The organism is uncultured Rothia sp., from assembly GCF_916049665.1.
Taxonomy (GTDB): Bacteria; Actinomycetota; Actinomycetes; order Actinomycetales; family Micrococcaceae; genus Rothia.
Window position 1 is genome coordinate 1 of the sequence record NZ_CAJZIE010000012.1, and the last position, 21,872, is coordinate 21,872.

The window sequence follows — 21,872 nt, forward strand, 5'->3', positions numbered from 1 at the left end:
GCTCGGCGGGCGGCTTTGGTGGCGTCTGTTAGTCGGGGCATGGTTCCAGTCTAGGGGTTTAGGGTCCGGAAGGTATAAACACAATGCTGGTTCTTTTTGTAACCTTGCAAACAAAATAGCTATTTCGTTTGCGCTCAGTAAAAACCGAGGGTAGAGTGCTAACTCGTAAACGAAATAAACATTTTGTTTGGAGATTGTCGTGAACAACGAAACCACCACCGCGGTCACCGCAGAGTCGGTGACCGCAGCAGAAACTAGCGCCGCAGAAACCAGCACCGCAACCGCCGAGCGCTCCTCCTGGCTCACGGTCATCACCACCTCCCTGCTGGCATCGCTACTCGTCGCGGTCGTCATTCTCGCCTTCACCTGGCCCACCAAGACCATGGAGGCAAAGAACCTGCCCGTCTCCATCGCGGGCCCCGAGGTGACCGTCAGCCAGTTCGAACAGTCCCTCAAGGACAAGGGCATCGAGACCTTCGAGCTGAAGCAGGCATCCTCCCGTGAAGAGGCTGAGCAGCAGATCAAGCAGCGTGAAACCTACGGCGCAATCGTCTTCACCAAAGGTGCCGCACCCGAGGTGCTGACCGCCCCCGCCGCCAACACCGCAGCAACCCAGATGCTCAACAATGTCGCCACCCAGCTGAACGCGCAGATTCAGCAGAAGGCGCTGACCGCTAAGACCGAGGCTCTCACCCAGGCGGTGCAAGCCGGCGGTGAGCAGGGCGCGCAGGCTGCCGCTCAGCTGGAGCAGATGAAGGCGCAAGCCGAGCAGGCATCCGCAATGGAGGTGAAGACCACCGTAGTGGTGCCCCTGAGCGAGGGTGACTCCTCCGGTTCCGGTATTGCTATCTCCGCGTTCCCGCTGGTCATTGGCGGTATTTTGGGCGGTTCGTTCTCAGCCCTGCGCGTGAACGGCACGTGGCGCCGTTTCGCCACCGCAACCCTGTACGCCGTCATCGGTGGTGCGCTGACCGCCCTGATTCTGAACGTGTGGTTCGGCCTCGTCCCCGGTGACTTCGCAACCCTGTGGGCCGCATTCGGCGCAACCTACCTGGCTACCGCGTCCTTCATCGTGGGCGTGAGTGCTCTGTCGTCGCCGTTGGCAGGCCTGGGTCTGGGCGCCGTGGTGACCATGTTCATCGGTAACCCGATTTCGGGCGCGTCCATGCCGAGCGCGTTCCTGCCCGGTGCGTGGGGTCAGATTGGTCAGATGATGGTTCCGGGTGCCTCCTCGACGCTGTTGCGTTCGATTGCGTACTTTCCGGAGGCTTCAACGAGCGGCCAGTGGCTGGTGCTCGGTTCCTGGATTGCGTTCGGCCTGCTGACCGGCGTGATTGGCTGGGCCGTCAAGGAGCGCCGCACCGCAAAGGTGGAGGCATAAGCCTCTCGCCGCGAGTCGGGTCGCCGACGCAACGTAGTTGGCAAAACCTAGTCGGTAGAACGTAAGAAGGGTGTGTGTCGTGTTCACTGAACACGGCACACACCCTTTTTGTCGGCATACCGGCTGTTACTGGTTGTCGAGCACATACTGCTTGAACTGCTCGTCCCGGCGCTTAAATTCTTTGAGCTCATTCTCCAGGGCAGCCTGGTTCTTGGCGACGAGCGGCTTCTGGTACTGCGCCTCCAGGTCGTAGAGCTTCTGCGAACGGCCTACATCCTGATTGCACTGCGCCTGGATGACGGCAATTCGAATTTCCTCTTCTGAGGGGGTGGTGCTCTGAGGAATATTCTTTTCTTCCTTGACGGTCACCTCACTATCGGGGGTGAGACCCTTGTCCTTGACGCATCGCTTCCACTCGTCGTCGAGAGATTTTTTGAGCTGCCTATCCCCCGCGGCGTCTCGGGCATCGGTCTCCAAACGTCTATACGTGGCGGAACCGAATGGTATCTCTCCAATTTGCTTCATCTCATCGCTGGCGCGCTGATAACATTCGGTCCTGACATCCTTCCCAGGGTCGGAGGAGGGCGCAGGGGAGGACAGATCCAGCGTATTCGATTCATTGGGCTCGTGGAGGCCGTATTTTTGGGCGCGCTCAACATTCCAGAATCCGTAGGTCCTGCCGTAGTTCCTGCCGGCCCCCTCGGTGCGGACAAACATCTTGTAGTGCTGCCCGTGTTCGGCAAAGCACTTTTTGCGTGCCAGCTCAAGGGCCTTGGTGAAGTATTCGTCCTTACCGGTGGTGTCGTATGCATCCAGGGGTAGGATCACCTGGTCATTTTCTACGTCGAAGATTGCTCGGGCGCTTTCGTCCTTCTCTAGAGAAGGGCCGAAGGAGCAAGAAGACAGCACAGTGCTGATGAGGGCAGCCGCTAGGAGCTTTTTCAAAGCTGACATGGTGCTCCTCCAATCTATATGAGAAGTAGGGGGGGAGAGATGAGGTTCTCTCTCCCCCCACATGTGGTCTTAGCGTCGTTCAAGAGAGCTGATGCGGTCGTTCCAATCAAACGGGTCCCACCACTGAAGTCCTTCGCGAACACCCCTTAGATTATTGAAATCTCGTGCATCCGTAATAAGGCATGCCCCCCGGTACTTCTCATGTTCACAGACGCGGTAGTTCTCACCGTAGCTACGAATCGAGCTAATCGAATCGTTGTAAATTCCGTACCCCCACCACACGGCAAGGTTTTCGACGGAATCTCCCTTGGTATCCAGGGTAAAGAACCCCTGCCATTGGGCGTCGGTGAAGAACTGAGCGGAATGACTTGCAGGGACATTAATCCCTACCAACGCGGTAGCAACCAAACCGGTTGCCAACAATTTTCGTAGACGCATTGCGTGTTTCCAATCTGTCTCGTGGGCTATAGACGTCGCGGTCGTTGCCCTGTGAAACCACATGTTTTATGTGATTTTTGCAATACTTCTCGAGAAGTATTTCAAAGATACACCAAGTCGGGAGTGATTTGCAGGAAAATTAGTGCATGTGTTTTGTTGAAAATATCACACAAAACCCTATGTGATTAATCTTGTAGTTGCTGATGGGATTGACTGAGCCGTCAACGAGCGCCGCGCCGCAACGGTGGAGGTATAACCGTCTCAGGAATAACCCTTATATGAACTCTGCCGATAGACACGGTGATGACGCAGGATAGGCGGGCGCACCTGATTTGGTGCCCCGCCCGCCTCGCGCCACAATGAACACATGACCGCAGAAGACACCAACGCACTAACCAGCGCCAGGCTCGACCTTTGGCTCTGGTCGGTGCGCATCTTTAAAACCCGCTCCCTCGCCGCCGACGAATGCAAAGGCGGCCACGTGCGCGTCAACGACGCCCCCGCCAAACCCTCCCAAAAACTCAAGAAGGGCGACGTGGTGCGCGTGCGCTACCCCGGCTGGGAACGCGTCTTCAAAGTCGAAAAGCTCCTCGTCAAGCGCGTAGGCGCACCCATTGCCGTTACCTGCTACGAAGACCTCTCCGGCCCGCGCCCCGCCTACCTCTCCATGCCTCCGGTCGCCAAACGCGAACGAGGCAGCGGCCGCCCCACCAAGAAGGAACGCCGCGCCCTCGATGAACTCCGCGGCCGAGGCGCCTAACCGTGCATCTCGCGCGCCCATCTCGCAGAGTGCACCCTGCCCCGCGCCCGGGCACCCGCCGCGGCGGCGGGGAGTAGCCTAGAAGGATGAGCACACAGAAGCACCCGAATACTGAACCCGGCGGCACCGAACCCGGCAGTACTGAATCCGGCGCACCCGCAAAGAACGCCGCGAACCCCAGCGTGAAAACCGCCGAGCCTTCACTGAACCGGCGCATCCTCGCACTCGCCGTACCCGCCTTCGGCGCGCTCATCGCCGAACCCATCTTCGTGCTCACCGACTCCGCCCTCATCGGTCAGCTCGGCAAGGCGGAGCTCGCGGGCATGAGTATCGCCGCCACGCTCGTCACCACGGTCGTGGGCCTCATGAACTTCCTCGCCTACTCGGTCACGCCCGCCGTGGCGCGCGCCTTCGGTGAGAAGAACCTGCGCCGCGCCTGGCAGATTGGCGTGGACGGCGTGTGGGTTGCCTTCGGCCTCGGCATGCTCCTCATGATCGCCGGATACGCCTTCGCGGACCCGCTGCTGCGCGGCCTCGGCGCGACCGATGAAACCATGAGCTACGCCTTGGACTACCTGCACCATTCGCTGTGGGGTATTCCGCCGATGATGATTATCCTCGCGCAGGTCGGCACGCTCCGCGGGCTGCAAGACACCGTCACCCCGCTCAAGGTCGCCACGGTCGGCACCGTCGTGAACATAGCGCTGAACTGGCTGCTCATCTACCCGGTCGGCTGGGGTGTCGCCGGTTCGGCGACCGGCACCTCCCTCACCCAGTGGGGCATGGCCGCCGCACTCGGCGTGGTCATGATGCGCGGCACCCGCGAACACGCCGTCCGCTGGGCACCCGATACAGCCGGCATGCGTTCGGTACTCTCGCTCGGCTCCTGGCTCATGCTGCGCACCCTGTCCATGCGCATCGCCTCCCTGCTGACCGTGTTCGTCGTGGCACGATTCGGCACCGAACACACCGCCGCCTACCAGCTCGGCATGGGCGTGTTTAACCTCTTCCTCTACGCCCTGGACTCCCTCGCCATCGCCGCGCAGGCGCTACTCGGCAAGGAGCTCGGCGAACGCGACCTGAACGTAGAATCCGAACGCGTGAAGGTGCGCCAGCTGAAAAACCGGCTGCTCCGCATGAGCCTCATCTACGGCGTCATCACCGGCCTGATCTGCCCGCTCATCGGCTTCTTCGGCTCCTGGATGTTCACGCAGGACGCGCAGGTGGCGTTCCTCTTCACCATCGCCACCGTCATCATCGCGCTCGGCCAGCCCATCGCCGCGTACGTGTTCACCCTGGACGGCATCCTCATGGGCGCGCAGGACGTGAAATACCTGGCGATTGGCTGCTTCATTATGCTCGTCATGTACGTTCCGGTCATGCTCGGGCTGCACTGGGCGGTTGGCACCGGTGCCATGGATGCGCTCGCCGGGTATTGCGGCTTGTGGGCGGCGTATATTCTGTACTTCCAGGGGATTCGCGCGGTCATTTTCGGTCGCCGCGCCGCCTCGGATGTGTGGATGAAGGCCGGTGTCGAGTAGGGGGTAGGTAGCAGGCTGAGCGGCGGCTGGAACAGGCCTGTTGGGGTGGCTCCCCGGCGCTCGCGCATATTTTCTGCGGAGTATTTCCTGCGGGCGTAACTCGCCACATTTCGTACCGCCGGCACCCTCCGCGGGTGTAGCATGACGGGGTATTGAAACCCTCATGCAAAGGATGAAACCGTGACCGTAACCCGCGAAGAAGCTCTCGAAATTTTCGCCCGCCGCCGCGCAACCCGCGCCTACGACCCCGACCGCCGCATCAGCGACGAAGACTTCGCCGCAATCCTCGAATTTGCGCGCCTGTCGCCCAGCTCCGTCGGCACCGAGCCGTGGAAGTTCCTGGTCATCCAGGACCCCGAACTGCGCGAAAAGCTCAAGCCGATCGCCTGGGGCATGGTCGGTGCCCTCGATAACGCAAGCCACTTGGTCGTGCTGCTGGCGAAGAAGGGTCTGCGCTACGACACCCCGTGGATGCGCCGCACCCTCGAAGGTCGCAACCTTACCGAGGAGCAGATGGAAGCCGCACTCGAGCGCTACAGTGACTTCCAGAAGAACTGCATTAAGGTTCTGGAAGACGACCGCGCGCTCTTCGACTGGGCATCCAAGCAGACCTACATCGCCCTGGGCAACATGATGACCGGCGCCGCTATGCTCGGCATCGACTCCTGCCCCATCGAGGGTATGGACTACGATGCGGTGAACGAGTTGCTCGCTTCTGCCGGCCTGTTCGATCCGGAGGAGTACGGCGTGTCCGTGGCTGTGACCTTCGGTTATCGCGCCCGCGAGATCGCGCCGAAGAGCCGCCGCTCCATCGAGGACCTGGTCACCTGGGCGTAAGCTTTTTGCTGGGCTATTGAGGCTCGGTGTTCAAGCCGCCGCCCGTGAAAACTAAATATAAAAAATGCACCGCCCTTACACGGGCGGTGCATTTCTTTATATCTTTTACCGTGCGAAATGCGCGGTGGGATGCGCTTTTGAATTTTTCGTTTGAAATCGCGCGGGGCGATTCATTCTGTATAACGGCGGGGCGCTACTTCCTAAACGCCGTCAGACGCATAGAATTCAGCACCACAAACACCGAACTAAACGCCATGGCCGCAGCCGCAATCATCGGGTTCAGCAGGCCCGCCACGGCAACCGGAATAGCCGCCGAATTGTAGGCGAACGCCCAGAACAGGTTCGACTTAATGGTGCGCAGCGTAGCGCGGGAGAGACGCAGTGCCGTCACCACCGAAGCAACATCCGAACGGGTCAGCACAATATCTGCTGCCTCCGCGGCAACGTCCGTGCCCGAACCCATCGCAATACCCAGCTCAGCAAGAGCCAGCGCCGGGGCGTCATTCACGCCATCGCCGACCATCGCCACGCGGTGACCGGCCTCCTGCAACTGGCGCACCACCTGCGACTTACCCTCGGGGGTCACGCCGGCGTACACGTTATCTGCTGAAATGCCGACCTGCGAGGCGACCGCCTGCGCAACCTGCGGGGCGTCACCGGTGAGCAGGATCGGCTCCATGCCGAGCTCACGTAGCTGCGCCATGGTCTCTGCCGCCTCCGGCTTGGGGGTGTCGGCAACCGAAATCATGCCGACCGGCTGCAGAGCGGAGGTGCTGCTCGGGGCCTCATCAAGGGCCTCGCCGCGGGCGACAACCACCGTCGTCAGACCCGCCCGGCGAGCCTGGTCCAGCAGGGCCAACTGAGCCTCGCTCAGCTGCGCACCCGCCGCCTGCAGGTACTCGGGAGTACCCACCACAACCAGCTGGGAGGTGCCATACTCGGCGCCACTCTCAGCGCCTTCACCCGCGCCGCTCAGCACGCCGCGCACGCCTCCGGGAACACCCTCGAAGTCGCTCACGCTCGGTGCCGATGCGCCCTCAGCCAGCACGCCCTGCTCACGAGCAAAACCGGCAATCGCGCGGGCAATCGGGTGCTCGCTCAACGCCTCCACGGCGGCGGCATCACGCAGAACAGACAGGGAACGCTCGTTCTTGGAACCGGTGGAATCCGGCGAAATACCGGACAAGTCACCCGCCGAATCATAGTCACCAAAGGTGCCGTAGAATGCCACAGACATCTCACCAGTCGTCACCGTACCGGTCTTATCCAGCACCACGCGATCAACCGTGCTCGTCGCCTCCAACACCTGCGCATTACGAATCAAAATGCCCAACTGCCAGCCGCGACCCGTACCCGCCAGCAGCGCCGTCGGAGTAGCCAAACCCAAAGCGCACGGGCACGCCACCACCAGTACCGTCACCGCCGCATTAAACGCCGCCGCACCGTCACCAGAAACCAGCCACCAACCGACCAGGGTCAGCGCCGAAATCACCAAAACCACCGGCACAAACACCGCAGAAACACGATCCGCCAAGCGAGCAATAGGAGCCTTCGTCTCCTGCGCGCTCGCCACCAGCTCACCCATCTTCGCCAGAGTTGTCTCAGCGCCCACACGGGTCGCACGCACCGTCAACGAACCAGACGTATTCACCGTCGCACCCGTGACCGCATCACCCGGATGCACCTCCACCGGCACAGACTCACCCGTCAACAGGGACGCATCCACCGCCGACGAGCCCTCAACCACCACACCATCCGTGGCAATCTTCTCACCCGGGCGCACCAAGAACAGATCATCCGGCATGAGGTCCTCCACCGGAACCTGCACCTGCTTCGTCACGCCCTGCTTATCGGTACGCAGCAGAGTAGCCTCCTTCGCACCCATACTCAGCAGGGTGCGCAGCGCCTCCGAAGAACGATCGCGAGTACGGTGCTCAATCGCGCGACCAATCAGCAGGAACAGCGTCACCATGGACGCCGAATCGAAGTACAGCGGCGCGTGGTGGCCGGTAAACATCGACCAGAAACTACCGCCCGCATGATGCGCGTGCGCCGTCAACGCCGGGTTCATGAGTAGCTGCGCCAGCGAGTAGAAGTACGCCACGACCACGCCGAGGGACACGAGCGTATCCATCGTGGAGGAGCCGTGACGGGCGTTGATGAGCGCGGCGCGGTGGAACGGCGCGGCGCACCAGAACGCGACCGGCGCCGTCAGAACCGCCACGACCCAGCCCCAATTCGGGAACTGGAACGACGGAAACATGGAAATCAGGAAGATGGGCACACCCAGAATCGTCGCGTAGATAATGCGGTCGGTGAAGCCGTCCTTCATGCTCGGGGTGGTGTGCTGACCGCCGCCGTCGGATGCGCTCGCATCAGTGGCGGCACCCGTGCGCGGGCCGTTTTTGAGGTGCGCCTTGTAGCCGGCGTTGTTGATGGTCTCAACGATCTGGTCGTCGCTCACGCCCTCGGGTACGATGACGCGCGCGGACTCCAGGGGTAGGTTCACCGCCGGGTCAACGCCGGGGATTTTGCGGAGCTTACGCTCCACGCGACCCACGCAGGATGCGCAGGTCATGCCCTGAATATCCACGTGGATGATTCGGGTTGACTCCGTTGATTTTGCGGTCGTTCCGGCAGCATTAAAAAGAGAGCGCTCACTCTTTGATGAGGGCTTCTGGGGTGCCGTTGAAGGCTGTGTAGAAGACACAATACTTCCTCAAAAATATAAACGGGAGGGTAGAAAAAGGCGCACACCGAGCAGGGGAGGGGCCTCAAAGAACCCCGCCCCGGCGGTGTTTGGCGCAATGTTTAGGGTGCGGCGTCGAGAGCGCGCGAGGGGAAAATCAACGCGGCTTAGTGGTCGCCGGGTAGCCCATCCGGGCGGGTCGTGTGCGGGCGAACACCGGTCACCTTCGCGCCTCGATCGGAGACGCCGTACGCGCGTTTCACGGCGGCTCGCGGGAACGGCGAAGCGTTCGCCTTCTCGCGAGCCTTCAGACCCTGCTCGTGCTCGGCGGAACGTTTATTTTCGCTGGTGCCGCCGCGTCGTGAGGCGCCCTTAGCCTCTTCGCGGGTCTTGTATTCGGGGCTCTGCTTGACCCAGGAGTCGACCAGGGCGGGGTCCAGGCTCATCTGCCGGGCGACGCGGGCAATCGCGTCGCGCAGGTGCATGTTATCGACGCCGACGAGGGTGCGAACCGCGCCGACGACCATTGCGATGTAGTTAGCCGGGTATGCCATGGTGACTCCTGGGTGTGGGCTGCTATGTCTAGCGTACCGGTTTGAGTTGTCCCGGTGCCGGTTTGAAGCAGCTGATTAGACGGCGGGGGTGAAGCCAGCCTCGACGATGGCGTCTGCGACAGCCTGGGTGTCGAGGGTGCCCTCGTGCTCAATGGTGACGGTGGAGACGCCGTCCTTGACGACATCCACGTTCACGCCGGTAACGCCGGGAACTTCGCTGACCTCTTCGCTGACGCTCATAGCGCAGTGGTTGCAGGTCAGGCCGGTTGCCTTAACGGTGGTGGTGCTCATGATGAGTTTCCTTTCGGTTGTGGGGTTGAAAATCGGGGGCCGCGGGGTGTTTTTGGTGCGGCGCGTTGGGGCGCGTCTAGCTGCGCATGAGGCGGGAGATCGCGGCGGTTGCCTCTTTGACCTTGGCTTCTGCGATGCTCGGGTCGCCGGTGCGTTCGGATTCGACGGCGGCGCCGGTCACGCAGTGGCCGATGTGCTCTTCGAGCAGGTTCAGGGAGACGGCGTGGAGCGCCTTGGAGACCGCGGCAACCTGGGTGAGGATGTCGATGCAGTATTTATCTTCATCGACCATGCGGGCGATGCCGCGGACCTGCCCTTCGATGCGGCGCAGGCGCTTGAGGTGTGCCTCTTTGTTGGAGGCGTAACCGTACTGGGTTTCGGGTGCCTCGCCGCCGCAGCATGCGCCGGTGTGCGCCTCTGCCTGTTCCTTGGTGGGTGCGTCGGATGCGGTGCTGACCTGGGCGGATGTGCTGTGGCAGCACTGGTTGCTGGTGGTTTCCATGGCTCTATTCTATACCCTAGGGGGGTATCTAGCAAGGGGTGTTACGGGGCGTTACGCGGTGAGGGTTTTCATGTCGAGGCTGTTTACGCCGAGCTGGTTACGTCGAGAAGCCACATGTGCTTCGAAAAGCCACCATTATCGTGGCTTCTCGAAACACATGTGGCTTTTCACTATGAAGGAGCCATACCCCCGCCCCAGCAGAATTTGTGCCATGGTTTAGCGTCTTCGACCATAGTTTTTAACTACGACCAAAGACGCTAACCTATGGCACAAATCCGTATCCAATTACCGAATTTCTGTCCGTGTGGAGGGGCGCCGATAGGTTACGGCCCTTTCGATAGGTTAGTGACTTTAACGCGGGTTAAAGACCCACGGCGAAGACACTAACCTATCGAAAATCTCTATCTAAAAAGCAGGCGGCCCTGAATTCTCAAACATTCGGGGCCGCCTGCTGTGGTTATTTATATATTGGGTTAGAACTGGTTTACATGTCAGGCCAGTCACGGTGCAGCGAATACTCAGTATCCCCGTCGCCGTTATCGTTCAGGTGCCAACGCTGACCGGTGCGAATATCGGCCTTGCGCAGACGAGGGTTCGGGTTATCCTTCTTACCCATCGTGGGATCGTTCTTGCAACCCCAGCGAGTATCGTCGTAGCTGCAGTCACCTGCCACGCGGCCAACGTCGGTCCACCACACACGAATCAGTAGCGGGTCAACGGTGTCCTTCGTCAACACGACATCCAGTGCCTGCCAGTCGCCGCCGTTCACACGGAAACGACCAGAATATGACACTGTTGCGTAGGCGTGGAAGTTGCCTGAGCGCTTGTAGGTGTAACTGGTCGCGGTCTTGTGAGACTCTTCGCCACGTGCCCTGCTGACCGGCTTGCCCATGGTGTAGAAGCTGCCCTCGTCACCATTGCCGTACTGAATGGTCATTTGGGTGGGGTAGGACTCCATCTCCACGTGGCCGATCATGAGGTCACCTTCCCAACGTGCGGTGGGCGCGTCAACGTAGAAGTTGACCGCCTGGTTCTTGTAGACGTTGGGGTTGTCGTTACCCTGACCAGAGCCAAGGTTATAGGACTGCTTCAACACAGGGGCCTGGATATCGGTTTTAGCAAACTGGTCCTCAACTTCTTGGAGCATTTCCTCAATGGTGGGACCCTTGGGTTGTGCGGGGTCATTAGAAGTGAGGGTTTTAGTGTCATTAGGTTTGCAATATACCGTATCTCCATCCGTGATTGAATCAATAGGCTTTTCCTTCATGCGGGCGTATTCACCGGGTTTCATATCTTCGCTATGGCAGGCAGGTTCACCTGGGCGGCGATTCTGTGTCTTTCGGGCGTACATTTTGGCACCTGTTCCGTCAGTTATTTCTTGGTAGTTATTTTTAAACCATGTTTCATAATCAAAATACTCTTGGTTGATAGATTGGGAAGTATTTGAGGAATCGCTAGGGACTTCAGAATTTTCCTCTTTATTTTTATCCGCTGTCCTTGATCGGCGATTCGGTGGGTTCGAAACCTTATAGCAATGACCGTTAGAATCAGGATTTGTGCATTCTTCAGCATATGCAGTTGGAGGGATTAGTAGAGAAGCAGACAAAATTGATACGCAGAATATTCCAATATATTTGATGCCGCTATTCATCTTTGAGCTCATCTCCTTCTCCACTGCCAATAATTTTCCAATAACCGTTAGAGTAGCTGAAGAAGAAATTGAATTTATCATCATCTTTATTGGTGTTTGCTTGCTTTGTAATTTTTCCGTCAGGCTCAATATACATTGCAATACTCCAAAAAACACGAATTTTCATGCGGTAAATCTTCTGTTTTTCATTGTAAACAGGTATGCCCTCCTGCTGATATGAATCGAGCCCTTCGATTACCCAGCCTCCACGCTGGTAGAGTCCCTCAAGATATTCGTAGAACTTATATTCTTCAGTGCTCTCAGAAACGTACTTTTTGGCGTATGAGCAGTCGCCGGTCTGAATACCGTAGTTATGAGCAACCACCCAGTCTTGCATCATCTTTATGAGACCCTCTTCGTTTTCAGGGTACTGGGCAGGCTCATTACGAGGCTTGGGAACATTCTGCGCAGGACCGTAGCCGTCTGCTTTGCGGTATTCGCCGTCAGGCGCTTTGGAATTGCCTGAATACCCGCGAGTGACTCGCGGGCTCGGAGTAGCCGATGCAGAAGTAGCATCAGATACCGCAGTGGATGCCGAAGCGGTCTCACTCGGCGCTGCGGTTGCGGTGGCTGCCGCCTCGTTATTTGCCTGCTGGCCGCACGCCGCAAGCAGGGCCCCCAGGCCCACAAATGCGCCGCTGCCCAACAGGGTACGGCGGTTGAAAATGGTCGAATCCATAGAAGATGCGCTCCTATCGTCGGTGATGGTGTGTTGTTTAGTTACTAGTCGGGCCGCTTTTCACAGGTCAAACTGACTGCCGGAAGGAAAACAGCCCCGTAGTGCGCCAAACAAGCGCATCAGCGCGCTATTGAGTACTACAGTTACCACCCTACCGCATGTTTGCCGTCGTTTGCATTCTTTTGAGGGTGGTGGCGGTGGTTGGCCATTATTTGGGCTTCTCAATGCTTTATGCATCAAATATCTCTGTGCGCGCGGAGGCGCCGCCTCTGCAGATTTTGTGCCATGGGTTAGCGTCTTCTGCCATGGTTTTTAACTACGACCAAAGACGCTAACCTATGGCACAATTTTTTGGCATGCAAAAACAGGCAGCCCTGAACGCACACGCATCCGGGGCCGCCTGCTGCGGTTATTTACATTCGGTTACTAATCCCATTCGCCGCGCAAAATCTGCTGAACAAACTTCTTGGGTAGCCAGAAGGAATGCTTCGTGATGCGGCGACCGTCGGGAAGCTCATCAGTATCCTCGATGCTCCCCTTGCCCACAAATTTTCCAGGCTCAAGCTCGTAGTACGCAGTAAAAGCGTGAGCCTTGGTATAGAGGACTTTATTCTTCCTAGTTTTTGGAAAGTTGGTGAAGACCCGAACTCCATCTTCTCCGCGCGGTTTGGGCGTAAGCTCAATACCTCGGTTAATAATATCCTTTGTCTCTTGCCATACTCTCATCAATTCAGGCTCAAGAGAATCGGGGAAACCCCAGAACTTAACCTGATTCAAGCAGAAATCACCAGTCTCATTCTCGCGGAAAATTACGAACATAATTTTCTTTGAAAAAATTTCAGTATATACATGAGACTCTTCCCATTCATCATCATTTTCATTTGCAAGCCCAATAAATGAATATGCTTTAAAGGAAACGTCTTCTGCAGCGTTATTGTTGTTTCTGACTCGAATAGCCCGAATCATTATATTTGCCTTTTTGAATTCGGCAGTACTGTCGATATTCGAGGAAAGGCCTAGAATTTTCTTCACAAGAGTGCTATTGCGTTCTTTGGCCGTAAATTTAACATTGAACTCGTCGCAGAGTTCTTGCTCGCTTCTACCTTGGTATTGTAGAATCCTTTCTTCGATAATCTGGGTAAAAGGTTTCGAGGTATCTCCACTTACTCGGGCGATACTCTCTAGTTCCTCGGAAGTAAAGATAGTCTCCCGATAGAGGCGTGTTATATAGCTCTGTTTGAAAGACCAGGCTCTTTTGTTTGCCGGGGTGTCACTAAAAGGCTGAGAGGTAAGGTCTCTTCCCCTGCCGGCACCCTTACGTGAGGTAGATAGGTACATGCCGTCCCTTTCGGAGAGCTCGTGGGCACGCCCTTCTTTAATTTTCTGTGCAATTTTCTGGTAATCGCTAATAATTGTTGGCAAGTCCTCTTCAAGGATTTTTAGAAGATGAACTTTAGTAATTTTATTTTTTAGAATATCTTGGTCTTTGATGAAATGGTAAGGAAGGAGGAGGATGACCCCTCCTTTCTTCCAGGCATGAGATTTGTAAAAATCATCTAGGTTTTCATTCATATAATTAATATTTCCAAGGACCAAGCGTTCTTTGGCGGAAATTTTTTCATCTTTATTTACTTTGAAGGGGGTAACTTTAAGTTCAACTCCTACCTTGTTAAAGTCGGGTTCGGTTGAGCTGTTGGTGGGTATGCCAAAATAATATTTTTCAATATATGTCCCGTACTGCCCCTTTGATGCACTACTAATTTTTTTATCTGGTGTGGTGGAGGGGGTTTGATTGATGTAGTCCTGATAAGTCTTGTAGGTGGATTCCTGGAAGGCCTTGAGAATATTGGCAAACTCCACTCCTACTACTTTTTGAGCATATTTGTAGATGCTCTCGATATCTGAGTCATCATAGTTGAATAGCTCCACTGCCTTTGCTCCTCTGCTTGATTGATATTGTCGATAATATTGGCCATGCTGTGTTCTTGTTTTCATGCTACGTCAGATAGCGCAGCTGCGCTCTTCGTCTCGTCATTGGCTTTTCGGGAATCCACTTGATCTGAATAGCTGTTCTATGTTATAGTATTAGTATTCGAATATATTTACAAGAGGACTATAAGGACTACTGACTCATGGATCAGAAAACCACCAGCAGTAGCCAGCCTATCCGAGTTATCGAGCTTTTCGCCGGTGTAGGTGGCTTCCGCTTAGGATTTGACGGCTATAACGCCAATGGCATGACCCTGCCCTCCGCGGGCCCCTTCACGACCGTGTGGGCGAACCAGTGGGAGCCCCCGGGAACCGTTGGCCGCCAGTTCGCGGCACGCTGCTACCAGGAGCGTTTCGGTGAAGAAGCAAACCTTGAAAACCGCGACATTCACGCCGTACTCGATGATGTTGAGGCGGGCCTCTACGAAATTCCCGACGCTGACCTGCTCTGCGGCGGTTTCCCCTGCCAGGATTACTCGGTCACCAAGCCGCTTTCGCAGTCGCACGGCATTGAAGGTAAGAAGGGTGTGCTCTGGTGGGATATTCACCGCGCACTCGAACTCAAAACCCCTAAATACGTTGTTCTCGAGAATGTCGACCGTCTGCTGAAGTCGCCCGCTAAGCAGCGAGGCCGCGACTTCGCTATTATGCTCTCCTGCTTCTACGCGCTCGGCTACAGCGTCGAATGGCGCGTTATCAACGCGGCAGAGTACGGCCACCCGCAGAAGCGTAAGCGCGTCTACATTTACGCCGAACACAACGCCCCCGAATGGGATTTGTCGCGCCGCATCACCCACACCGGTGTTTTGGCGGAAGCGTTCCCGGTCAAAACTGCAGAATCTGAGGGTCTTCTTTCCGTCTTCGAAGAGCTCAATGAGGCTGATAAATTCACCATCTCCGATGACCCCTATCACGAGACGGAACACTTCGGAATCGGTGCTAAGACCTCGCCCTTCCAGATTGCCGGTGTCATGCAGAACGGTACCGTGCTCACCAGCAAGGTAGAGCCCGATTACCGAGGCGAATTTAAGACGCTCGGTGACGTGGTTCTTCCCGATTCTGAGGTGCCGGAACAGTTCTTTATCGCCCCTGACAAGGTGCCTTCCTGGGAATACCTCAAGGGCGCAAAGAAGGAAAAGCGCATCAATAAGGCGAGCGGCTTTGAATACTTCTACACCGAGGGTTCAATGTCTTTCCCTGACCCGCTCGACCGCCCGGCGCGTACCATCCTGACCGGCGAAGGAGGCTCGGGAGCCTCCCGCTTCAAGCACGTTGTGGTTGGTGATTCCGGTGCGTACCGCCGCCTCGTTCCCGATGAGCTGGATCAGCTGCAGGGCTTCCCTCGCGGCTGGACTGACACCGGCATGAGTGACGGTAACCGCGCCTTCTGCATGGGTAACGCCCTCGTGGTGGGTATCCCGCACGAAATCGGTAAGGCAATCGCCCGCCGACACAACCAATAAGACATAACCAGTAAAAACGCATGGGAGGTGCAGTAGCCCGAAAGCTACTGCACCTCCTTTTGCGTGCCCGGTGGCCTAAACCAGAGCAGGCCTAGACCAGTGCATCTTCAAGCCATTTCAGACCTGAGCGGTGTTCGTCCAGCAGTTCCAGGGCGCGGCTCGGCAACTCAACTTTCAAACGAGCACCCGCCAACGACTGATACTGCGTATTCCCCAAATCGGGGTGCAGAAGAAGAGTCTGCGAAGAGCTCACACCCACCAGTCGTCCGTCGAAGAGCTTATGCAAATCCTTGCGCAGCAAAAGGCCCTCATCCACGCGGTGCTCGCCCTCGCGCGCATAGCTGTACAGATGTGCCGCATCCAGCGCCGCCGTATGGCAAGCACCCGTGAACGCGCACATGTTTCCGAAGCGGTTCAACAGCTCCTGCCGGAACTGTCCCTGACCGTTGCGAGACCAAACCGTGCGCTCCGTAAAACCGCCCCGAGGATTCACTGGCACCCCGTGAGCATCGCTCAGGGGAAGCTGATGAATACCCGAAGTGTTCAGGCTTTCAAGCCAGTCAAGGACTTTTGCCGTATCGAGGGCAACAATGCTGTTCTGTCGGTTATATTTGCCTGGTGCACAAAGCCCTTCAAAAGAATCTTTGTCCAACGCGCCGATGAGTTCAGTCCAGGTATCGCCATAGTAGGCAATGAAACGCTGAACTCTCTCAGTCCTCTGCGGAGGATTCTTATGCAGGCGCTTCTCGGGCTTGAGCTTATCTCTCCTCAAGCAATTTCCATCGCAACGCCACAGTCCATCGGACTTGAAAGTGATGCGGCTACTCCCACAGCGGGGGCAAAACGTCATGACCTTATCGGCCTCGTATGACTCAATTTTTCGAATAACAGCTGACCCGAGAAGAATCGAGTTATCTCGAATCAGCACGAAGTCACCCTCTCGAACGTTTGTGTAGTTCCGAACTTTCGAGTCGTAAACGTAGCGGAAATCTAGAGCGTCATCGTAGACTTTTCCGCTGGCGGCGCTGCGGTTCTCTTCATCGGGAACGGAGCGCAGTAGCCACGCCTGGGGGAGCCGCACGTCAGTTGAAGCGTGCTTGGTCGGGAGGCTGAGGGTTGTCACCACGGACGGGAGAACGAGGTCCGGTAGTGAGGGTGTTGAGTTGTTGTCCATAGCAGCAGCCTAGCAGCCCGGGCAGTTTGCTGCTGCCCGGGTGGTCATTGGCACGGGGTGGAGGCGGTGAAAGTCTGTAATTACAAAAACCCCGGCGCCTCCTCCATAAACCCCTCCTCGAAAAGCCACATGTGTTTCGAGAAGCCACCTAACATGTTGCTTTTCGAAACACATGTGGCTTCTCGGCGCACAAAAATTCGGCACATAAATTCAGTACCCGCGCGCATAATATTTACCAGTCAAAACGCTATTGATTCGCATCACACGCCGGCGTTCTTGGGTATCCTTGGGGTAACACTCAGACAGAAGCCCGCCCTCCACCTCGAAAGGGGCCGCATGAAAACCTTCTGGACCAACCTACCCCTCACCATCCGTGCGGCAGTCATCTTCTGCTACGCCTACACCGTGGTGCGCCTCCTCAACCTCTTCTCCGAGGTAGGCACCGCACCGCTGACCCCGCGCACGCTCCTTGACGGTGCCCTCACCGCGGCTGTCGTCGTCGGCGCTCTCGCCCTGTATCTGGGTAATGCGCTGGGTGCCGCCCTCCGTGCCCGACGAGAAGGCTACGAGCCCCGCCCGGTCGGCATCATCGTCGCCTACGCCCTCTTCGTGGCGGCGTGTGCCTACCTTGCCTACCGCCTCATCGCTTACACCGTGGAGGCGGGGCTCACCTGGCTCTTCCCGCCCGCCCTCGGCCCGGTTCTGACCGCCGTGGGCATGGCTGTTCTTGGCGTAATCAACTATGTGCGTCTCGACCGCCGCAAATCCTAACCGGGGAAGCGGCACCCAAAAATCCCCGTAATTACAAAATCCCCGCCCCGCATCATCCTCGAAAAGCCACATGTGTTTCGAGAAGCCACGTAACATGTTGCTTTTCGAAACACATGTGGCTTCTCGGCGCATTAAAAGTAAAAACAGCACAAGAAACCGCCCCGTCCACCGCCCCCACACGGGGGTGCAGCGGCCGGGGCGGCCTCATTCAGCGGTCAAAAACCGGCTTACAGGCTCTGCGCCTGAATTGCGGTAATCGCAACGGTGTTGATGATGTCCTCAACGGTGGTACCGCGCGACAGGTCGTTCACGGGCTTACGCAGACCCTGCAGAACCGGGCCCACAGCGGCAGCACCCGAAGACTGCTGAACAGCCTTGTAGGTGTTGTTACCGGTGTTCAGGTCGGGGAAGACGAACACGGTAGCCTGACCAGCGACCTCGCTGCCGGGCAGCTTGGTCGACGCAATAGACATGTTCGAAGCAGCGTCGTACTGGATCGGGCCCTCAACCGCGAAGTCGGGGTTCGATGCGCGCACGAGCTCGGTTGCCTCACGCACAACGTCCACGTCTGCGCCAGCGCCGGAGGTGCCGGTCGAGTAGGACAGCATAGCAACCTTGGGGGTGACGCCGAACTGGCGTGCAGTCTCCGCGGATGCCTTCGCAATGTCAGCCAGCTGCTCTGCGTTGGGGTTCGGGTTCACTGCGCAGTCGCCGTAGACCAGAACGCGGTCTTCCATCAGCATCAGGAAGACGGAGGAGACGATCTTGGTGCCGGGGCGGGTCTTGATGAACTCGAGCGAGGGGCGGATGGTGTTCGCGGTGGTGTTCACTGCACCGGAAACCATGCCGTCGGCGATGCCCTTGTAGACGAGCATGGTGCCGAAGTACGAGGGGTCGGTCATGCGCTCGCGGGCAGCCTCGATGGTGACACCCTTGTGGGCACGCAGCTCAGCGTAGGTTGCTGCGAAGTCTTCGGTGTACTCGTTGTTCTCGATGTCGATGATGCGGATCGAGCTGGGCAGCTCAATGCCCTCAGCCTGGCAGATTTCTGCAATCTTGGCGGGGTTGCCCAGCAGGATCAGGTCGCAGAAGTCGCGGCGTGCAATAATCTCGGATGCACGCAGGATACGCACGTCGTAACCCTCGGGCAGGACCACGGAGCGGCGGTTTGCGCGTGCGGTCTCGATGAGGTTGTGCAGGAAGCGCAGCGGGGTCATGGATGCGGGGCGCTCAATTTCGAGGCGTGCGAGCAGTTCGTCCTTGTTGACGTGCTCGTCCCAGCCGCCCATTGCTGCTGCGAGCTTGCGCTGGTGGCCGCTTTCGAGGGCGCCACGGACGCGGGAGACTGCGCGTGCAGACTTGAAGGTGTCCTTGGTGGTGGACAGCACGGGGAACGGCGCGTTGTCGATGAGGGAGCCGACTGCGGTGTTCTTGCCGGGCAGCGCGTCCAGGCCGCCGGTGAGCAGCACGCCGGAGGGTGCGGGGAAGGTCGGTGCCAGTGCGGATGCGAGGGTTGCTGCGACGATGTCTGCACGGTCGCCGGGGACGATGACGAAGTCGCCGTCGACGAACTGGTTGAGGAAGTTGGAGACGTTCATTGCTGCGACCTTGATGCCGTGGATGTCGCGGCTGAGGTCTTCTGCCTTGATGCCTTCGGTGTCGAGCTTGAGGGCTTCGGCAACTTCACCGACGGTGGGTGCGTTCAGTTCGGGGATTTCGGGCAGTACGTAGACGGGCAGGTTTGCGTCGCCGCGCTTGACGGACTTTTCGATTTCGTCGCGCAGTTCGGGTTCTGCACGGCCGACGATGATTGCGAGCAGGTCTACCTTGGAGGCGAGCAGCTCGGTGCGTGCCACGTCGACTGCGGTGACTGCTTCTTCGACGGTTGCTTCCTGTGCGCCGACGATAGCGACGACGGGCAGGCCCAGGTCGCGTGCAATCTGGACGTTCAGGTCGAACTCGACGGAGAGTGCGTTGGCGGGCAGGTAGACGCCGTCGACGATTACGACGTCGCTGTTTGCTACGACCTTCTCGTAGGCGGAGACTGCGCGTGCGGAGATCTCTTCGGTGTCGCCTTCTGCGATGAGTGCGAGGGCGTCGGTCATGGAGACGGCGCCGCCGACCTGCTCCTCAGCGAGGCCGAAGTGCTCGCGGATGAGGCGTGCTACGGGGTCGTCAGAGATGGTTGCGCCGTCGAAGACGGGGCGGAAGAAGCCGACGCGGTCTGCGCGCTTGATGAGGGAGTCTGCTAGGCCCAGGGCGACGAGGGACTTGCCCGAGTTCTGGGACATAGCGGAGAGGTAAAGACCGGTGGTCATAGTTTTACTTTCCTTCTATGCGGATGTTCGGCGCTGGGTCCCGCGGCTGCGCAGGGGTGTATGTGCTCCTGTGCGCGGGTGCGTCGAGCTTATAGGTCATCTTCTATCTTAAGGCGTTGTGGGGGTGGCGCCTAACAGGGGGTGCGGTGCGCTGCGTCATGTGGGAGGGCTGTTCCCCTGTTTGGGTGCGCTGTTTAGGGGTTGAGGATGCGCGCGTACCGCACGCTGTGGCCGGGTGCCCAGATGCCGCGTGCCTCAAATTCGATGCTGTTGCGCTGGTAGCCGAGGTGCTCGTAGAAAGAGAGTGCTCGTTCGTTTTCAGCCATGACCCACAGGTAGGAGTTCTCGTCCGGGTAGATGGCGGACTCGTAGAGTGCCCGGCCGAGGCCGGTACCGTGCGTGTGGTTGAGCGTGTACAGGTGCGTGAGCTTGCGGGTGCCCGCGGGCAGCTCGGGCATGGAATCGGCGCGTTCGAGCTCCCAATCGGAGGGCTCGCAGAGCGAGAGCGTCAGGCCGACCGGCTTCTCCCAGTCAATCCGCGCGCCGATGGAGCAGGAGAGCCCGCCATCGGGGGTCCATCCGGGTACGTCGTAGGCGAAGAAGCCGCGCACGGTGGGGGAGGAGATGTGGCGGCGGAAGTCTTCGAGGTATTCGTTGCGTTCGGCGCGGTGGCGGGCGGTGAAGCTTTCCCCGAGCGCGTCGAAGTAGAGCGGGTCGTAGGTCTGCTCCATGCAGTCCAGCTGCAGGTTGACGTACTTTTCGGCGTCGGTCGGTTCAATCGGTGCGAGCGCGTAGCGGCCCTGACATACAAATCCCATGGGTTCTAGTCTACTCAGCCGGTTTCTGCGGAGGCGGTTCCTCGCGGGTGCGTACGCTAGGGGCGTGCGGGTTGTCGGCTAGGCTAGTCGGCTAGTCTAGAGGGTATGGCGAAGAAGAGCAGGGCACCCAAGAAAACCCAAAAGGCACAGAAGAACCAGAAGAACCGCATCGACGATACCGAGAACACCCCCGTGCAGGGTGCCGCCGCTGGCGTGTACCCGATTTCCACGGGCGAGGCGGAGCTGGTCCCTGACGGCTATCACGCCGACGGCTGGCTGCTACTCATTAATGGTGTGCAGTCTTCCCACGTGATTGTGGGCGAACCCCGCCAGCTCGACTTCGAATACATGCGCTGGATTGCGGCGGTCGTCTCCTCGCACGTGGAGGAGCATCTGGACGCCGCGAAGCTGCGCATCACCCACCTGGGCGGCGGCGCGTGCTCCATGGCGCGCTATTTCGCTGACCTGTACCCGACCAGCCGCAACACGGTCGTTGAGCTGGATGCCAAGCTCGCCGAGTATGTGCGCGCCTGGTTCGACATCCCCAAGGCGCCGCGCGTGAAGATTCGCGTGGGTGAGGCGGGCGCCGTCACCGCAACCTTCGCGCCCGCATCCCGCGACGTGCTGATCCGTGATGTATTCGCCGGGGACACCACGCCCGAGGCGCTCACCACCGTCGAGTTCACCCGCACCGTCGCAGAGTCGCTGGCACCCGGTGGCCTGTACATCCTGAACTGCGGTGACGGGCCGGCGCTGACCGGTGCCCGCGCGGAGGCGTCCGCCCTGCTTGAGGTGTTCGAGTACGTGTGCATTGTGGCGGATTCCGCTATGTTGAAGGGCCGCCGCCGCGGCAACGTCATTATTGCTGGCTCCCACGCACCCCTGCCGGAGGCTGGTTCCGTGCAGGCTGCCGCTATCGCCCGTGAGCTCATGGGTGGAGGCGTGCCCGCCCAGTACTGGGACACCGCGCGTGTACGCCAGTTCGTGAGGTAGCGGTTTCAGCTGTTGCCTGGGTTTTCGGTG

General features: G+C 58.5%; 18 protein-coding genes. 7 read left to right on the plus strand and 11 right to left on the minus strand.

Annotated features, from left to right (window positions below):
• The first annotated feature begins 199 nt into the window (after positions 1–199).
• The gene (locus tag QZ540_RS02110; RefSeq protein WP_294627351.1) at positions 200–1,381 is read left to right on the plus strand and encodes an ABC transporter permease; all 1,182 of its coding nucleotides are present in this window, start codon (positions 200–202) and stop codon (positions 1,379–1,381) included.
• 126 nt (positions 1,382–1,507) lie between these two features.
• On the opposite strand, the gene QZ540_RS02115 is transcribed toward QZ540_RS02110, so the two are convergent.
• Positions 1,508–2,335 (minus strand): UDP pyrophosphate synthase, encoded by an 828-nt coding sequence (locus QZ540_RS02115; RefSeq protein ID WP_294627353.1) that lies wholly within the window; start codon positions 2,333–2,335, stop codon positions 1,508–1,510.
• An 805-nt stretch (positions 2,336–3,140) separates the two neighbouring features.
• On the opposite strand from QZ540_RS02115, the gene QZ540_RS02120 reads away from it, so the two are divergent.
• From QZ540_RS02120 to QZ540_RS02130, 3 genes are all read left to right on the plus strand, one after another.
• A complete protein-coding gene (locus QZ540_RS02120) occupies positions 3,141–3,533 on the plus strand; it encodes an RNA-binding S4 domain-containing protein (protein WP_005507918.1) in 393 nt (130 codons plus the stop codon).
• A gap of 86 nt (positions 3,534–3,619) precedes the next feature.
• On the plus strand, positions 3,620–5,074 hold the full coding sequence (locus tag QZ540_RS02125; RefSeq protein ID WP_294627355.1) for an MATE family efflux transporter: 1,455 nt from the start codon (positions 3,620–3,622) through the stop codon (positions 5,072–5,074).
• Between the two features lie 180 nt (positions 5,075–5,254).
• Positions 5,255–5,911 carry an NAD(P)H-dependent oxidoreductase gene (locus QZ540_RS02130; RefSeq protein ID WP_294627358.1) on the plus strand — a complete coding sequence of 219 codons (657 nt, stop codon included), beginning with the start codon at positions 5,255–5,257 and terminating at the stop codon, positions 5,909–5,911.
• A gap of 193 nt (positions 5,912–6,104) precedes the next feature.
• Here QZ540_RS02130 and QZ540_RS02135 read toward each other — a convergent pair whose 3' ends face one another.
• From QZ540_RS02135 to QZ540_RS02165, 7 genes are all read right to left on the minus strand, one after another.
• The gene (locus QZ540_RS02135) at positions 6,105–8,504 is read right to left on the minus strand and encodes a cation-translocating P-type ATPase (protein WP_294627409.1); all 2,400 of its coding nucleotides are present in this window, start codon (positions 8,502–8,504) and stop codon (positions 6,105–6,107) included.
• A gap of 263 nt (positions 8,505–8,767) precedes the next feature.
• Positions 8,768–9,154 carry a chorismate mutase gene (locus tag QZ540_RS02140; RefSeq protein ID WP_294627360.1) on the minus strand — a complete coding sequence of 129 codons (387 nt, stop codon included), beginning with the start codon at positions 9,152–9,154 and terminating at the stop codon, positions 8,768–8,770.
• 75 nt (positions 9,155–9,229) lie between these two features.
• Positions 9,230–9,445, minus strand: coding sequence for a heavy-metal-associated domain-containing protein (locus QZ540_RS02145; RefSeq protein ID WP_294627362.1), 216 nt, complete (start codon positions 9,443–9,445; stop codon positions 9,230–9,232).
• Between the two features lie 76 nt (positions 9,446–9,521).
• Entirely contained in the window at positions 9,522–9,947 is a 426-nt protein-coding gene (locus tag QZ540_RS02150; protein ID WP_294627364.1) for a metal-sensitive transcriptional regulator, read from the minus strand.
• A gap of 484 nt (positions 9,948–10,431) precedes the next feature.
• Complete coding sequence (locus QZ540_RS02155; protein ID WP_294627367.1) at positions 10,432–11,214, minus strand: hypothetical protein; 783 nt, start codon at positions 11,212–11,214, stop codon at positions 10,432–10,434.
• A 376-nt stretch (positions 11,215–11,590) separates the two neighbouring features.
• A complete protein-coding gene (locus QZ540_RS02160; protein WP_294627369.1) occupies positions 11,591–12,316 on the minus strand; it encodes a DUF6318 family protein in 726 nt (241 codons plus the stop codon).
• Between the two features lie 426 nt (positions 12,317–12,742).
• On the minus strand, positions 12,743–14,245 hold the full coding sequence (locus tag QZ540_RS02165; RefSeq protein ID WP_294627371.1) for a Sau3AI family type II restriction endonuclease: 1,503 nt from the start codon (positions 14,243–14,245) through the stop codon (positions 12,743–12,745).
• A 203-nt stretch (positions 14,246–14,448) separates the two neighbouring features.
• Here QZ540_RS02165 and dcm point away from each other — a divergent pair, with 203 nt between their 5' ends.
• On the plus strand, positions 14,449–15,768 hold the full coding sequence (gene dcm, locus QZ540_RS02170; RefSeq protein ID WP_294627373.1) for a DNA (cytosine-5-)-methyltransferase: 1,320 nt from the start codon (positions 14,449–14,451) through the stop codon (positions 15,766–15,768).
• Between the two features lie 91 nt (positions 15,769–15,859).
• Here the strand turns inward: dcm and QZ540_RS02175 are convergent, their stop codons facing one another.
• Positions 15,860–16,942: an HNH endonuclease gene (locus QZ540_RS02175; RefSeq protein WP_294627375.1), complete on the minus strand. Its 1,083-nt coding sequence runs from the start codon at positions 16,940–16,942 to the stop codon at positions 15,860–15,862.
• Positions 16,943–17,278: 336 nt separating this feature from the next.
• Between QZ540_RS02175 and QZ540_RS02180 the strand changes: the two genes are divergently transcribed.
• Positions 17,279–17,713, plus strand: coding sequence for a hypothetical protein (locus QZ540_RS02180; RefSeq protein ID WP_294627377.1), 435 nt, complete (start codon positions 17,279–17,281; stop codon positions 17,711–17,713).
• 227 nt (positions 17,714–17,940) lie between these two features.
• Here QZ540_RS02180 and pta read toward each other — a convergent pair whose 3' ends face one another.
• On the minus strand, positions 17,941–20,031 hold the full coding sequence (gene pta / locus QZ540_RS02185; protein ID WP_294627379.1) for a phosphate acetyltransferase: 2,091 nt from the start codon (positions 20,029–20,031) through the stop codon (positions 17,941–17,943).
• Between the two features lie 194 nt (positions 20,032–20,225).
• Positions 20,226–20,849: a GNAT family N-acetyltransferase gene (locus tag QZ540_RS02190; RefSeq protein WP_294627381.1), complete on the minus strand. Its 624-nt coding sequence runs from the start codon at positions 20,847–20,849 to the stop codon at positions 20,226–20,228.
• Between the two features lie 105 nt (positions 20,850–20,954).
• On the opposite strand from QZ540_RS02190, the gene QZ540_RS02195 reads away from it, so the two are divergent.
• Positions 20,955–21,842: a spermidine synthase gene (locus QZ540_RS02195; protein ID WP_294627383.1), complete on the plus strand. Its 888-nt coding sequence runs from the start codon at positions 20,955–20,957 to the stop codon at positions 21,840–21,842.
• Positions 21,843–21,872: the final 30 nt, after the last annotated feature.